Consider the following 16,649-nt stretch of genomic DNA (forward strand, 5'->3'; position numbering starts at 1 on the left):
ACTTAAAGTAATATCGGGGGGGTTCAATAATGAATATGATAGAATATTTAGTTCGAGAGGCAGAGCGAATAACCGATTCAATCTTACCCAACTTTGCGACGAAAGAAGAATTTGACCTGTGGCGTAGTGAAAAACAACAACAATTTCATAAAATGATAGGCATCGATCATTACTTACAAAAAAAACGAACTCCCTTAAATGTAAAAGTAACAGGAACGTTAACACGTGACACGTATAGAGTTGAAAAATTATACTTTGAAAGTCTTCCAGATATGTACGTTGCAGGGAACCTCTATATACCAAACGATATTACATCCCCCGGGCCAGGTATGGTGTATGTATGCGGGCATAATGCAAAACAAAAAATTAATTATCAAGATCATGCTCGGAAATTTGCGCAAATGGGCTTTGTTATCTTAATTTTAGACACGATTCAACTAGGGGAAGTTGGCGGTGTTCATCATGGCACCCACTCATATGGAGAGTTTCAATGGATTAGTCAAGGGTATACATCCGTAGGTTCAGAAGTGTGGAATGCTATTCGAGGAGTAGACCTATTATGTAGTTTAGATGAAGTTGATGAACAACGTATAGGGATGACTGGAACTTCAGGTGGAGGTTCGATAAGTTGGTGGACAGCGTGTGCTGATGACCGTATTCAAGTCACCTCTCCTTCTTGTGGGACAGGAACGATCGCCTCTCATGTGAGAGAACAAACAATTGATCGCCATTGTGATTGTATTTTTCCATCAAATCCTTATGGGTGGTCCTTAATTGAAATGTGTGCATTGGTAGCACCTCGGCCATTATTAATTGTCACACCAGACCGTGATGAATATTTCGAAATTGATTCTGTGCGATATGTATATGAGAGGTTAAATTCATTTTATAAAACATTAGATGCGGAAAATAGTATTGAATTTATGGAATTTCATGGTCCTCATTCATACAGTGCAGAGTCGAGAATTGCTATTTTTAAATGGTTTGTTCGCCATTTAGGACGATCTTCTTTACAAGAGGAAGACGTAACCGATATTGACGGAATACGAGAGAAAGATGAAGATTTACTCGTATTTAATGGAAAGTTACCAGCAAATGATGAGTCTACTTCTGTACAAGATTGGTTTATACCGTTATCTGAAAAGTCGGAAATTGAAAATGAAACAGATTTGAAGCGAGAAAAGGACCTATTAATCAAAAACCTTAAAAAAGAGAGTTTTACAGCGTTTCCTAAGAGTGCCCCAGACTTACAAACGAAAGTAGAGCAAAGATCATTGAATAAACAGCAACAATGGTTTGATTCGTTTTCGTATGTAACAGAACAAGAGTGGAGGTTGTCTGGAGAAATCCGAGGCCATGAAAATAGTGTATATAAACCTTCCCCGGTCGTTATATCTTTAAAATCACCAGGGGAAAATCAGGAGCTTAAAAGAGATCCACTTTTACGTGGTCTCGACGAAAGCTGGTTGAAGTGTCGTATAGATACGCGTGGTACAGGAAAAACCTCTTGGGGCCCTGAATTAAATTGGTTTGTTCGAAGATCAGCCGCATTAACTGGGCGCACGGTTGCTTCAATGAGGGTGTGGGATACTTTACGAGGGGTCGAAGCAGTGAGATCCTTTCCTTATGTGGATTCGAATAAGGTTGTTTTAGCTGCGAGAGAAGACATGGCGGTTGTTGCTTTATATGCTGCTCTACTAGACGGGAACATAGATACTGTTATTTTACATGATCCCCCTGGGACTCAAAATACACCGGATAAGTCCAATGGGACTGCACTTGAAATCATTAATGCTTTACGATACACAGACCTGCCTCATCTGGCCGGGATGCTTTGGCCGACGAAGATTATCTTTGTAGGTCAACGTCCAGAATCCTATCGATGGACAGAAAAGTTATATAGACATTTTGGTGAACCTGGGGGGATATGGAGAGTTAGGAACATGGAAGATTGGAAAGGTTTTCTAAACTAGAGTCTTTATTAAAATTTGACAGATGCACAAGACGTTGATTTATGTAGATTAAAGACAAATGCATATCGAAAAACTATTCTTTTTATATCATAATGGTAGTGAAGGGAGGTATTTACATGTCGGAGAACAAAATTACATCGATAGATTCACAGAAAGGAATTAAGATCGGAATTGTTGGTGGAGAGGCCATTGTGCAAAAAATACAACAAGAAATAAAAGCGTTTCCTTCTTTCTATCCATTATTTAGGGTGTTCGAAGATATAGAAGAAGTACCAGCCATAGTTGAACAATTAATCGGGCAGGTTGAAGTTATTTTATTTTCAGGTTATATCCCCTACCAAAAGGTAAAAGAAACGATTGATTATTATAAGACGCCTATTCAATATATTCACCTTGGCGGGACAGCTCCGTATAGTTCTTTATACCGTTTGCATAAAACAAACAACATCGCAAAGTTGTCAGTAGATACATTGTCTGAACATGTAGTTGAACGTACGCTACAGGAGTTAGGGGAATTGGAAACGGACATTTATTTTTATAGAGGGAAGTATACGGATAAAGAAGAAGACATCGTACGTTTTCATATTGAAAACTATGAAAAAAATGGCTGTGTTGGGGTGTTGACAGGTTTAAGAACAGTCTCCGATATTTTGACAGAGCGAAACATTCCTAATGAATGGGTAGTGCCGACTCATCAAGATATCATTGTATCTCTTGAAAGGGCGCTGTTATCCACCGAGACAAGGCGTAATAAGGAGTTACAAGTGATTATTGGGTTAATTCATATTGATAAATATAACAAGCTTATCGATGCAGCCACTTCTGAATTTGAATTACAAAAATTAAAGTTGGATATTCATCGCATTATTCTTGATTACGCCCAAACAATTGATGGTCACTTGACTCACCTTGGTGGAGGAGAATATTTGTTTGTAACGACGCGTGGCGTTTTCGAGAGAGAAACGAGGGGTTACAAATCGATTCCTTTGCTGCAAGAAGTAAAAGAGACATTTAATATTTCAATAAGTATTGGAGTAGGCTTCGCTAATACGGCTAATGGTGCTGGTGTTCATGCTAGGCTTGCACTTCGTCAGTCACAAGAGTACGGCGGGAATATATGCTTTATTGTTCGTGAGGACCGAAGTGTTATAGGCCCTGTGAAAATGGGGGATCCGATGGTATATGATTTAACTATTACGGACCAAGATTTTCTACAAAAAGCAGAGAAAGCAGGAATGACTGCTACATATATGAGTAGATTAATGGCTCAAGTTAGTCGTAATAGAAAGGTGAATTATACAGCTCAAGAGTTAGCTGCAGTATTAGGTGTCACCGTACGGAGTACACATCGGATTTTATTACAGTGGTTAGACGCAGGGTTAGTAGATATCGTGGGAGAAGAAAAGATAACGTCAAGAGGGAGACCTAGACAAATTTATAGTATTTCGTTTATTAGCGAACAAGCATCTATTATAGAGAGCAAGTCATAGCAAAACGAGGTGTCATCATGGAACTGCAAGGAACGATGGGGAATTTGTATAGGGCAAGTACTTGGATTACACGTATGGCGTTTGTAAACATGCTGTGGATTTTATTTACTTTAGTTGGTCTGATTATCTTCGGAATCATTCCAGCTACGGTTGCCATGTTTGCAGTAGTGCGTAAATGGGTGAATGGAGACGAAGAGATTGATGTCTTTAAAACTTATTGGTTCTATTACCGAACAGAATTTGTAAAAGCTAACTTCTTAGGATTGATTTTACTATTATTTGGTTATGCAATGTATTTTAATTTTTCATTACTTGCCCATCAAAGTGGTATGTTTTATATTATTTTAGGTTTCGTTTTGATCGTTGCTTTTTTTCTATATTTATTGGTGTTGTTATTTTTCTTCCCCGTTTATGTACATTTTGAATTAACAGTTTACCAGTATCTTACATACCCCTTTTTAATAGCAGTGGCTCGTCCTGTTGAGACAATTGGAATGGCTGTTGCAGGAAGCTCGCTCTATTTTGTGTTTATGAAACTTCCAGGACTGCTTCTTTTCTTCAGCGGTAGTGTAATATCTCTCGTGTTAATGTTTATAGCTAATCGTGCCTTTTCAAAAATAGACAAACAAAACGATCATACTCAAAGTTATACAGGATGAGATCATTCTAAAAGGTTTATCATTATTGGGGTTTAAAGACACTGAATAGACTCGACTTAAAGTCGCTATTTATCCAAGTTTTTTAGTTAAATGTAAGCGTTTTATTTAAGGGGGGAGGTGCCCGTCGTAATAAGTTTGAGCAGAAATAGCAGCTGTAGCTAATCTATATGTGTAACAAAAAAGCTATTAAAGACATTTAATAGACTTGATGGACTGCAAGGAGAATAACCATTAAAGACATTTAAAAGACTTGTCTTTTTATTAGCAGAATCTTATAATTTGAAACAAGTTATTAGAAAATTTTTAATTTTTAATCAGGTTTGTGGATGTCCCTAGTTAGTTTTTAGGAAGTCACATTCACTTATTTCATTAAAAAGGGGCGATGTTGGTTGTTGTTATATGTATAAGTTGATCTCCACCCAGACGGAGAAATAAAAAAGGAGTTGGTTTAATGAGAGGCAACAATATAGTCAAAGTGTTATTTGGGTTCATGTTGACAGCAGCTTTAGTGATTGGTTGTAGTGATAGTGAAGAAGCTAGTCAAAGTAATGATTTAAATGAAAATGAATCAACAGAAGAACAAGAAAACAATGAAAACGGTGAATCAGGAGACAAGCTGTTCGATGAGGTGACAGAATTAAGTATGTTTAACCGAAACCACCCTAGTTGGCCTTACGATGAAGACCAATATATTTGGGATTGGTTAACTGAAAAGACAAATGTCGAGTTAGATATGATGGCTGTAGAGGGATCGAATTATACAGAGCAACTGAATCTTACGATCGCATCAGGGGATATGCCTGATATATATTGGGCACTTGATTACAATATCTTTAACGAATATGGACAAGATGGAGCTTTTATCGATCTCATGGAGTATGAAGAATTAATGCCTAACATGTTTCAATTGCTAGAGGATGATCCGACCATTTTACAAAATGCAATGGCTGCTGATGGAGGACTTTACATGGCACCATCCTACAACGATGGTGCTTCAGGTAGAAGAGGTTATCTTCACCGTGAAGATATTTTCGAAGAACATAATTTAGACACGCCGGACACTTGGGAAGAAATGTATGAAGTGTCCAAAGAACTACAAGAAATATATCCAGGTAGCTATCCATTCATATTTAGAAGTGATTTCGCACACTTCCATATGATTACGCCTCAATTCGATATGCCGGGTAGTGAGTTTTACCTTGATCCAGAGACAGAGCAGTGGACGTTTGCACCTGTTAAGGATGAATACAAAGTTATGGTTGAATGGTTGAATACATTTTATGAAGAGGGGCTTATACCGCCAGATTGGCTAAGTATTAATCAAGAAGCTTGGCAAGAGTATATTATGAGTGAAGAAAGTTTCATGACGGTGGATTACAATGGTACCATGCTAACTTTCAACCCTACTATGCAAGAGGAAAATCCTGATTTTAGTATGAAGTTTATGCCGCCACCTGCTTGGTTTGAAGGGGCACCACAGCATAACTTTAATGCGGATCTTGTGGAGAGAGGTATGGCTGTCTCCTCATTATCTGATAATATCGAAGAAGCGCTGACATACATCGATTGGTTCTACACGGATGAGGCAATAGAGTTTGTGACCTTGGGGAAAGAAGGTGTCACACATGAAATTGTAGATGGAGAAGTTGAAATGTTATATGACACCCAAGCAGACTTCAATATTGAGACCGGTGTAGGGAATAATGGTACGTTTCTTGTCTTAGATGACTTTCAAAATCTGCATGGTTTTGCTATCCCTGAGCTTGAAGAGTCATTGAAAGTGATAGAAGAGTACGATGCGCCACAGGTGTTAACTCAACCAATCTTAAATTCGGCTGAATCTAATGAAACATCGGTATTGAGAGAATCTATTAGCACTCGCTATCAAGAACAAATTGGACGCTTTATTATTGGCGAAAGAAGTTTAGATGAGTGGGATGAATATGTTGAAGAAATCAATGATCTTGGTTTACAGGACCTGTTGAACACTTACCAACAATCTTATGATCGTCTTCAATAATAACTTTTTGATCTAAAATAGGGTTCTCTTATAACGGATAAAAGATGAGGAACTCTACTAATTAGTAGAGTTCCTCTTTTTATTCATAAGGTATTCCCTAATTTTACACGGATAAAACAGACTTTCTACAATGAAAGGTGGAGGTGTATTATTATTCATGGAAATGAAGACGAACTCGAAAATAGACGAGTATCAGACTACATTAAATAAAAAGAGCTCTTTATTAAATAGGTTCGCAAAAAGTAAATATTTACTTCTTTTATTTGTCCCATGCTTTCTTTACTTTATAGTCTTTAAATATTTACCAATGTTCGGGATGGTCATATCATTTAAAGACTATAACTTGTTTCAAGGAATATGGGCTAGTGAGTGGGTCGGCTTAGATCACTATATTATGTTCTTTACAGGTCCAGATTTTTATCGCTTATTAAAAAATACGCTTTTATTAAGCTTTTATAACTTACTCTTTGGATTTCCAGCACCAATAATTTTGGCTCTATTATTCAATGAAATAAGAGTAAAATTATTTAAACGCTTTGTACAATCTGTAAGTTATTTACCTCACTTTTTATCTAATGTTGTTGTTATAAGTATGGCAGTTATGTTTTTGTCACCAAATGGAGGCTTAGTGAATCAATTAATTGGTTATTTCGGCATTGACTCAATTAATTTTATAGTACATGCCGAATGGTTTCGTACAATCTATGTCACTTCAGATATTTGGCAAACGGTTGGATGGTCAACAATTATTTATCTAGCTGCGTTAGCGGGCATAAACCCGCAAACATATGAAGCGGCTGAGATCGATGGAGCTAACCGTTGGCAACAAACCCTTCATGTTACAATTCCAGGTATTTTACCTGCGATGGTTATTCTATTTTTACTTAACATTGGTAATCTTATAGAGTTAGGTTTTGAGAAAGTGTATTTGTTACAAACCCCATTAACGTATGAAACTTCTGATGTGCTTGCGACTCATGTTTATCGGATGGGTTTAGTTAATGGTAATTATAGTTATGCTGCAGCAGTTGATTTCTTTACGAGTGTAGTCAGTTTAATACTTGTGGTGGCATTTAATTACTTGGCACGTAGAACAGGACAAAATACCTTATGGTAAAAGGGGCGACAAATGATGAGAAAACGTAAAATCACCTGGTTTACCATTGTAAACACCAGCTTTATGTTACTTATGGTATTGGTAATGACTTATCCATTTATTCATATGACAGCTGTGTCGTTAAGTGCTGATTACTATGTCATGAGAGGTGAGGTGAGTTTTTGGCCTAAGGGTTTTACAACTGGTGTATATGAGCAAGTGTTACAAAATTCTCGTATTCATACAGGCTATATAAATACTATTATTTATGTTGTCACCGGGACAAGTCTTTCTTTGGCGGTAACAGCAATGGGTGCCTATGCGTTATCTAGAAAGCAATTGGTTTGGCGCGGTGGTTTCTCGTTCATGATTGTGTTTACGATGTTATTTTCTGGAGGTATGATTCCTACTTTTTTAGTTGTAAGAGAATTAGGAATTATCGATACACGGTGGGCGATGATCCTTCCTTCAGCAGTTTCTGCGTGGAATTTTTTTGTAATGAGGACGTTCTTTGCTAACTTACCTGTTGAATTGGAGGAATCTGGTAAAATTGATGGCTTGAATGATATCGGAATATTTTGGCGTATCATGCTCCCATTATCAAAGCCAGTTTTAGCTACAATTGGATTATTCTATTTAGTTTTTATCTGGAATAATTTTATGAACTCTTTACTTTATTTGCGGTCTGAAGAACTGTATCCGTTACAGATGATATTGAGGAATATCGTTATGCAAGGGCAAATGGAACAATCTGTTGACGGTAATGAAGAGGGAATTGCTTTAACCATTCAGTATGCAACAATATTAGTTTCAACAGTACCAGTTTTGTGTGTGTATCCGTTTATTCAAAAGTACTTCGTCAAAGGTGCTTTGCTAGGATCAGTAAAAGGTTAATAAGCAGATTGAATAATAGTTTCAAAGCTGAATGGATGGCATGAAAGTGTGATTAGTAATTAGAGAGGATGATCAAAGTGAAGTTTGCTGCTTTTAGTGGTGCGTTTAGAGAATACAGTATTCATGAAACAATGAAAACTGTGAAGAATCTTGGTTTTAATGGGATTGAGATTGCCTGTAAGGAACCTCATTTATCTGTTAAAACCACTCTTCCACGAGTTCAAGAAATTAAAAGGTTATCAACTGAATTAGAACTTGAAATACCTGCGTTGGGTGGTTACATGGGGAAATTTTCAACTTCAAGTGACAAGGAATGTCAGCAACAGTTAGAAGACTTTAAACAAATCTTAGAATGGGCTTCAATTTTAGATGCAGACATGATTCGTATCTTTCAAGGAGGACCCAATGCCTTTTTAGCAAAAGATTATCATTATATGAAAGCGGCATTTTGGTTAAATGAATGTGCAGTAGAAGCAAAAAAATATAATAAGAACATCGTCTTGGAAATTCATAATATCTCGTTGGTAGAAACGGTAGACAACGCATTACGTTTGTTAGAAATGATAGATCACGAAAATGTCGGCTTGATACATGACGCAGGGAATATGTATATTACGGATACAGATTATGGGCGAGAGTCCGTTTTGAAGTTAGGGAATGATCTGTTTCATGTACATGTGAAAGATGAAAAGCGAGTAAGTGATCTATCTGAACCAGGTTCATTTATTAATTTCACTAAACATGGTGAGGAAAAGTTTACACATTGTCTACTAGGGAATGGAGAGGCAGATCATCAACCTCTCTTTGATACTCTAAAAGAGGTTGGTTATAATCAATGGCTAACACTAGAATGCAGCGCTCCTCTATCACCTATTGAAAGACTTGGTCATGACCTTAAGAAAGTAAAAGAAATGTTATCTCATAATTAAGTGTATTCATTTATATAAATTCAGCGTTAGTATCAAGAAGTACTACTTGCTCGTTTAACTTTTTAATAGAAGGTGAGAGGAGGAGTTATCAAATGGTATACAAGGTTGCGATAATTGGAGCAGGAATTATCTCAAAATCACATTTAAAAGCAATAAATGAAATTGAAAAGCTTCAAGCTGTTGCAATAGCGGACATACAAGAGAACAAACTTCAAGAACTTACTAGTGAACTTGTAAAACCTTATACGAATTATAAAGAGATGGTGGAAACTGAAAGACCTGATATTGTAGTTATTACCTTGCCACATTTTTTACATAAAGAAGCAGCTGTTTGGTGTGCAAACCAAGGTTGTCATGTAATGTTAGAAAAACCAATGGCATTAAATTGTCTAGAATGTGATGAAATTATTAAAGCAATGAAGGAAAATAATGTTCAATTACTTGTCGGTCATACACAACACTATATGGCAGAAAACTTAAAAGCGAAAGCGATCATTGAATCAGAGGAACTAGGTCATTTAGTAATGATAAATGATACACGTCATTTAAATTATTATAGTCCGAAACGTCCGGCATGGTTTTTTGAAAAAGAAAAAGCAGGTGGAGGTATAATGATGAACCTTGGCTCTCACTCCATTGATAAAATTCAATGGTTAACAGGTAGCGAGGTTACAAGTGTGAAAGCCTCACTTTCATATTATGGCCAAAAAGGAAATGTTGAAGGCAGTGGGCTTGTTTTTTTGGAAACATCTAAAAAAGTAACTGCAACCATATCGATGTCAGGGTATGCAGGAGTGCCTAAAAATCAAACGGAATTCATCTTTACAAATGGTATGTTAAAACTGTTAAGCGGACAAGGTCTTTGGGTTACTAAGGGAGGTGAATACCAAGAAATAAAAATAACAGAAACAATTAAGCCATTTCGATTGAAGTACTATGATTTATTACGAGGTATCGAACAAAATAGAGAGTTGAACTCCTCTAACTCTTATGCAAAATCTATTATATCGGTATTGGAAACGATTTATCGTTCACATGAATGTGGCCGTGAATTACCAGTACGAAAATAAGACCTAATGAGTTAATAGGCACTTGATTATGTGTGTCGTGTTATTCATATGTTATCGAAGGGTGTTTTTCTATCATACATTAAGGGGGAGTTTACGATATTAATTAAAAATGGGAACGTGATTACTCCTTATGGAATTTGCAATTCATCTATTTTAACAAAAAAAGGAAAAATAACCAGGGTATCTAAAGATATTTCTACACCTTCTGATGAGGAAGTTATAGATGCAAAAGGGAAAATGGTATTTCCGGGTTTTATTGACTTGCATATTCATGGTGGGCACGGGATTGATATATGTGATCAAAATGCAGACCTGAAGACTTTTTGTGAATATCAGCTAAAGCATGGAACTACTTCTCTATTACTTACGACTCGGACAATGGAAACAAATAAAATAGAGAGTACCCTTTTAAGACTTAAAGAGTCTATTGATTATTTATCTCGATTCAACAAAATAAATATCTTGGGTATTCACTTAGAAGGTCCATTTTTAAGTCAAAAGTATAAGGGCGCACAGAATCCCGAGAATTTACAAGCACCATCAAAAGAAATATTAAAAAAATGGATGCAGATTTCAGGGAACAATATGAGGATGATCACACTTGCTCCTGAATTAGAGAATGCCGAAGAAGTAATAAAATTTCTAAAACAGAACGGAATCGTTGTTTCAGCAGGACACTCAGATGCGACATACGATCAAATGGAAGAGGCGATTAACTGGGGGGTGAGTCATGTTACGCATTTTTTTAATGGGATGAGGGGGTTTCACCACCGCGAGCCTGGAATTCTAGGCGCTTCGTTATTATCTGACAAAGTGACCACAGAAATCATATTAGATACTATCCATTCGCACCCAATGGCTGCAAAGTTGTTGGTGAAAAACAAGAAAGCTGAAGGCGTAGCCTTAATTACTGATTCTGTTCGGGCAACGGGGATGGCTGATGGTGAATATGTAACTGAAAACAGAATGTTATGCGTGAAAGACGGAATTGTGCGAAATTCAGAGGGGAACCTTGCAGGTAGTACATTAACGATGAATGAGGCTGTTAAAAATGTAATTGAATTATTGCAATTACCTTATCCGGAAGTGGCACAAATGGCAAGTTTAACGCCAGCTACAATTTTAGGAATTGATCATGAAAAAGGATCAATTGAAGTAGGAAAAGATGCAGATATCGTCATATTAAACAGCGATTTCGAAGTAGAATATTCTATCTGCGAAGGGGAAATTTCCTATAAGCGTAGTGAATCAATACTAAAGAAATAGGTGAAAACATGGAGGAGTACAGTATTGGGATTGATATTGGTGGAACGAAAATATTAATGGGAATCATGAACGATAAAGCGGACATTATTCATACCCATCGAATTCCCACACCTAAATCTGGAAAAGATAATTTGTTAAGGGAGTTAAAGGAAAATCTTAAAGAATTTTTACAGATTGCCGATAACGAAAATATGCATATCAAAGGTATCGGTATCGGAGTTGCTGGGGTGGTAAGTGCGGAAGGAATGATATTAAAAGGAGCAAATATTCCGGGGTGGAGAAATATTAACCTATATAAAGAAATATCTACCATCACTCATTTACCCGTTTGGATAGAAAATGATGTTAACGCTCTCACAATTGGCGAGTACTACGTTGGAATAAAAGAGAAGGAAAAGGATATTATTTGCTTATCGATAGGCACGGGGGTCGGTGGAGGGGTCATATCTAATCATGTTTTATTAAAAGGTAGTAACGGTGAAGGTGGCGAGCTAGGGCATATTACAGTGAACTTTAATGGACCTGTTTGCAAGTGTGGTAACAAAGGTTGCTTAGAAACCTATGCCTCAGGTAACGGGGTTGCTGAGAGAATGGTGTCATTATTAAGTGAGAATAACACAGCTACTAATCATCATCTGCTAGATTCGTATGAAATAAACAGTTTGCAGGTATTTAAATGGTATCATGAGAAATTACCAGAAGCGGTTACTGTAGTGGAAGAGATGCTAAGTGCTTTAACTTCAGCTACCAAGTCCTTAATACGGATATTTAACCCTACCACTATTATATTTGCTGGCGGTGTTATCACTAATTCAGAATGGATCCTTAAAGAAATTAAATATCGTTTATATTCTTCTAATGATGTACCTAACTTGGAGCAAGTACAACTAAGAACCTCCCCTTTTAAAGATAACGCAGGGTTGATTGGTGCTGCATGTCAACCTTGGAAAAAAACTACTAATTAAATGTTTACTTCCGATTAAGCCGTGTCATTTGTTTTGAATTAGAGACAAATTAAAGACTTAACTATATAGGATGGATGTTTAAAATGTTAGATAAACAATGAAACCTTGATACATAGGTTAAAAGTCACGGGGGGGGATAGTATGTCAGATGAATTAAAAATAGGGATGATCGGGTTAGATACATCACACTGTTCAGCATTTACTAAATTGCTTAATGATCCCAGTGAAAAATTTGCGATTTCTGGTGGAAGAGTGACGGTAGGGTATCCCGGAGGATCTGCTGATATTGAACTTAGTTATTCTCGTGTAGACAAAGTAACAAGTAAACTCCGTGACGAGTATGGAGTGAAAATTGTAGATTCTATTGAAGCAGTTGCAGAAAACGTAGATGCAATAATGATTACTTCTGTTGATGGAAGGATTCGTTTAAAAGAGTTTGAAAAAGTAGTTTCTTATGGAAAGCCTGTGTATATTAGTAAACCTTTTACATGTTCTACTTCTGATGCAAAAAAGATCGTAAATCTGGCTTCTGAACATCATGTCTCGTTAATGACTTGTTCCATACTTAGATATGCAGAGTCTTTTACTCAAACAGTACATAAAGCAGGACAAGAGACGGTATATGGTGCTGATATGTTTGGCCCAATGAATATCGAACCGACACAGCCTGGTTTTTTTTGGTACGGAATTCATACAGTTGAAATGTTGTATTCTGTTCTAGGTAATGATTGCAAAAGTGTGCATGTAACAACGAATGAAGACCAAGATATTGCCATAGGTGTATGGGAGAATGGGGCCGTAGGAACTGTTAGAGGGAATCGTAAAGGGAATGACCAATTCGGAGCTCTTATACATACCGATGCCGGTACTCACTTTGTTAATACAAATTCTCACCCTAAATCAAAGTATGCGAGTACTTTAGAAAAAATCATTCACATGTTTAAAACAGGGGAACAACCTGTAGATCTTCAACAATCCATTGAAACTATTCGATTTATTGAAGCCGCGAATGAGAGTCGCAGGAATGGGAAGGTTGTTCACTTATAGTTTAGGTAAGGTATTGATGGGATTGAAAAGGATGGAACTAATTAGGGGTTATTCAATATAGATTTAAGGAGAGGGAAGAATGGCGAAAAAAAGACCGAATATTGTTTATATTATGAGTGATGATCATGCTACGCAAGCAATCAGTTCCTATGGTAGCAAAATTAATGAGACTCCGAATATAGATCGACTTGCTAAAGAGGGGAAACGATTTGATCATGTTTACTGTACTAATGCGCTATGTGCACCTAGTCGAGCAACGGTATTAACAGGTAATTATAGTCACGTCAATGGTGTTCGAGGGTTGTCTGATCGATTTGATGGTCGTCAGCAAACGTTTCCTAAACTTTTGCAACAAGATGGATACCAAACTGCCCTAGTAGGAAAATGGCACCTTGGTCATGGTGGACATAGTGATCCTACAGGTTTTGATTATTGGAATGTTTTTCCTCGTCAAGGTGCCTATTATAATCCAGTTATGATGCAAGAAAATAAAGAAAAAAAGGTAGAGGGGTACGCTTCTGATGTTATTACAGAAGATGCTATTCAATGGTTAGATAATAGGGACAAATCACAACCGTTTTTGCTCATGTTGCACCATAAAGCACCGCATCGTCCATGGGATCCACCTGAACGTTATAAGGATTTGTATGAAGATAGTACATTTCCCGAGCCAGAAACGTTTAATCAAAGTGATGATAAGCGGTCGAAAGCAGCCCAGATAGCAGATATGCGAATTGAGGACATGAACGAAAGGGATGTAAAGGGTGTTCCACCGGAGGGGCTGACAAAAGAGGAAATAAAAAGTTGGAAATATCAGAGGTATATAAAAGATTATTTACGCTGTGTTACTGCGATGGATGACAATATTGGATCCTTGTTAGATTACTTAGATGAACATAACCTTACTGAGGATACGATTGTTGTTTATACATCGGATCAAGGATTCTTCCTTGGGGAACACGGATGGTATGATAAACGATTCATGTATGAGGAATCATTGCGAATGCCGTTTTTAATCCGCTATCCGAAAGAGATTGAACCAGGCACAACATCAAAAGAAATGATTATTAATAATGACTTTGCACCGACGCTACTACACTTTACGGGTGTGAACCCTAATGAAGAAATGCAAGGTGAGAGTTTTAAATCTATTTGTACAGGGAGTGTTCCTGAAAATTGGAGAAAGTCAGTCTACTATAGGTATTGGGAACATTTAAAGGAACATTACGTATGTGCTCATTTCGGAATACGTACTGAACGATACAAACTTATTTATTACTATGGAGATCCTCTAGATGTAAAAGGAGCTCTTCAACAAAAGACTGAACCTGAATGGGAATTATTTGATTTACAAAAAGACCCATTAGAAATCAATAATGTATACAAAGATCCAAATTATCATGAAACTTTGCAAGAATTAAAACAAGAGTTAAATCGTTTGAGAGAATACTATAAAGAAACACAGTAAGCAGAGTGTCTACTGGTCTATAGTTAAGACCTTGAATAGACTTTTTGGATGTTATTACGCTTTAAACAGTATTATAAAATCTTTTTGTGATTCTAGTGATTTGCTGTATAAAAGAGGTTGATGTAAAAATTTCTTTTAAATGTTACTGGATTTGAGGGTTACGAATGGACAAAATAAAAATGAGGAGATGTTTTATGAAGGTAAACATTAGGCTCGCGACGTTAATTGTATTCGTGTTATCCGTAGCTTTGATGGTTGGTTGTAGTGATAGTGAAGAAGTGAGTCAAAGTGATGACTTAAACGCAGAAGAAGAACAAGATAGTAATGAAAATAATGAAAATAATGAAAACAGTGAGTCAGGGGATAGGCTGTTTGAAGAGATGACGGAATTAAGCATGTTTAATAGAAATCATCCTAGTTGGGCTTATGATGAAGATCAATATGTTTGGGAGTGGTTAACTGAAAAAACAAATGTGGAGCTAGATATGATGGCTGTAGAAGGTTCCAACTATATAGAACAACTGAATCTTACGATCGCTTCTGGTGACATGCCGGATATTTACTGGGCATTAGACTTTGATGTGTTTAACCGGTTTGGTCAAGATGGTGCTTTTGTCGATATGGAAGAGTACAAAGACATCATGCCTAACATGTTTAAGGTGCTAGAAGAAGACCCAACCATTAAAGCCCCTGCAGTGTCTGCTGATGGTGCTTTATATGTTGCTCCTTCTTTCAATGATGGCGATTCTAATAGAAGAAGCTATCTTTATCGTAAAGATATTTTCGAAAAACATAATCTAGACCAGCCTGCTACTTGGGGAGAATTGTATGAAGTTTCTAAAGAGTTACAAGAAATTTATCCAGGGAGCCACCCGTTCGTATTTAGAAATGATTTCGGACATTTCCATATGATGGCGCCTCAATTCGACCTGCCACATAGTGAATTTTATTTAGACCCAGAGACAGAGCAGTGGACGTTTGCTCCTGTTGAGGGTGAATACAAAGTTATGGTTGAGTGGCTAAATACATTTTATGAAGAAGGAATTATCCCGCCAACTTGGTTAAGTGATAATAGAGATGACTGGGAGGAATACCTTACAAGCGATAGAAGTTTCATTTCCGTTGATTATCTCAGTGCAATGGATGGATTGAATAGTACCATGCAAAAAGAAAATGACGAATTTTTAATAGGATTTATGCCGCCTCCTGCTGGGTATGATGGTGCACCACAACATAATTTTGAAGGTACAAATGTAAAACGCGGAATGGCTGTATCAACATTATCTGATAATATTGAAGATGCCTTAAAGTACATCGATTGGCATTATACAGAAGAAGCAATAGATTTTTTAACATTAGGGAAAGAAGGCGTGACACACGAAGTGGTAGATGGTGAAGTGGAAATGCTTTATGATTCACGAGAAAGTTTCAACCAAGAAACAGGTGTAAGTACGAATGGAGCATTCATTTCATTTAATGATTTTGAGTCTGTTCACGCATTTGCATCCGATGAACTTAACCTAGGTTTTGAACAAGCTGGAGATTACGATGCACCCCAGGTTCTAACTGCTCCAACGTTAAATTCATCTGAAAATTCAGAAACATCTATTGTGAGAGAATCAATTAATACGCATTTTGAAGAAAATATAGGTCGGTTTATTATAGGTGAAAGAAGTTTAGATGAATGGGATGACTACATTGAGGAGCTCAATGATATTGGCTTACAGGAATTGTTGGACACGTATCAGGGTTCCTATGAGCGAATTCAATAA

At 36.9% G+C, this 16,649-nt stretch carries 13 protein-coding genes; all 13 read left to right on the forward strand.

Features of this window, described 5'->3' with window-relative positions:
• Nucleotides 1–29: 29 nt before the first annotated feature.
• The 13 genes from CDZ94_RS15640 (at nt 30) to CDZ94_RS15700 (ending at nt 16,649) form a co-directional block, all read left to right on the forward strand.
• Nucleotides 30–1,973, forward strand: coding sequence for an acetylxylan esterase (locus tag CDZ94_RS15640; protein ID WP_096438596.1), 1,944 nt, complete (start codon nt 30–32; stop codon nt 1,971–1,973).
• 116 nt (nt 1,974–2,089) lie between these two features.
• Nucleotides 2,090–3,463, forward strand: a complete 1,374-nt coding sequence (locus CDZ94_RS15645) for a helix-turn-helix domain-containing protein (protein WP_096438598.1) — start codon at nt 2,090–2,092, stop codon at nt 3,461–3,463.
• A gap of 17 nt (nt 3,464–3,480) precedes the next feature.
• Entirely contained in the window at nt 3,481–4,122 is a 642-nt protein-coding gene (locus CDZ94_RS15650) for a YesL family protein (protein ID WP_096438600.1), read from the forward strand.
• Between the two features lie 451 nt (nt 4,123–4,573).
• Entirely contained in the window at nt 4,574–6,142 is a 1,569-nt protein-coding gene (locus CDZ94_RS15655) for an extracellular solute-binding protein (RefSeq protein ID WP_096438602.1), read from the forward strand.
• Between the two features lie 157 nt (nt 6,143–6,299).
• A complete protein-coding gene (locus tag CDZ94_RS15660; RefSeq protein WP_232735657.1) occupies nt 6,300–7,259 on the forward strand; it encodes an ABC transporter permease in 960 nt (319 codons plus the stop codon).
• A gap of 15 nt (nt 7,260–7,274) precedes the next feature.
• On the forward strand, nt 7,275–8,132 hold the full coding sequence (locus CDZ94_RS15665) for a carbohydrate ABC transporter permease (protein ID WP_096438604.1): 858 nt from the start codon (nt 7,275–7,277) through the stop codon (nt 8,130–8,132).
• A 68-nt stretch (nt 8,133–8,200) separates the two neighbouring features.
• Entirely contained in the window at nt 8,201–9,061 is an 861-nt protein-coding gene (locus CDZ94_RS15670; RefSeq protein ID WP_245415745.1) for a sugar phosphate isomerase/epimerase family protein, read from the forward strand.
• A gap of 92 nt (nt 9,062–9,153) precedes the next feature.
• Nucleotides 9,154–10,131: a Gfo/Idh/MocA family protein gene (locus CDZ94_RS15675; protein WP_096438608.1), complete on the forward strand. Its 978-nt coding sequence runs from the start codon at nt 9,154–9,156 to the stop codon at nt 10,129–10,131.
• Between the two features lie 48 nt (nt 10,132–10,179).
• Nucleotides 10,180–11,397, forward strand: a complete 1,218-nt coding sequence (nagA, locus tag CDZ94_RS15680) for an N-acetylglucosamine-6-phosphate deacetylase (RefSeq protein ID WP_157911770.1) — start codon at nt 10,180–10,182, stop codon at nt 11,395–11,397.
• Nucleotides 11,398–11,405: 8 nt separating this feature from the next.
• Nucleotides 11,406–12,362: an ROK family protein gene (locus CDZ94_RS15685; RefSeq protein ID WP_096438612.1), complete on the forward strand. Its 957-nt coding sequence runs from the start codon at nt 11,406–11,408 to the stop codon at nt 12,360–12,362.
• A gap of 141 nt (nt 12,363–12,503) precedes the next feature.
• Nucleotides 12,504–13,409, forward strand: coding sequence for a Gfo/Idh/MocA family protein (locus CDZ94_RS15690; protein WP_096438614.1), 906 nt, complete (start codon nt 12,504–12,506; stop codon nt 13,407–13,409).
• A 79-nt stretch (nt 13,410–13,488) separates the two neighbouring features.
• Nucleotides 13,489–14,877, forward strand: coding sequence for a sulfatase family protein (locus tag CDZ94_RS15695; RefSeq protein WP_096438616.1), 1,389 nt, complete (start codon nt 13,489–13,491; stop codon nt 14,875–14,877).
• A 194-nt stretch (nt 14,878–15,071) separates the two neighbouring features.
• A complete protein-coding gene (locus CDZ94_RS15700; protein WP_157911771.1) occupies nt 15,072–16,649 on the forward strand; it encodes an extracellular solute-binding protein in 1,578 nt (525 codons plus the stop codon).

The organism is Alteribacter populi (assembly GCF_002352765.1).
Lineage (GTDB): Bacteria > Bacillota > Bacilli > Bacillales > Salisediminibacteriaceae > Alteribacter > Alteribacter populi.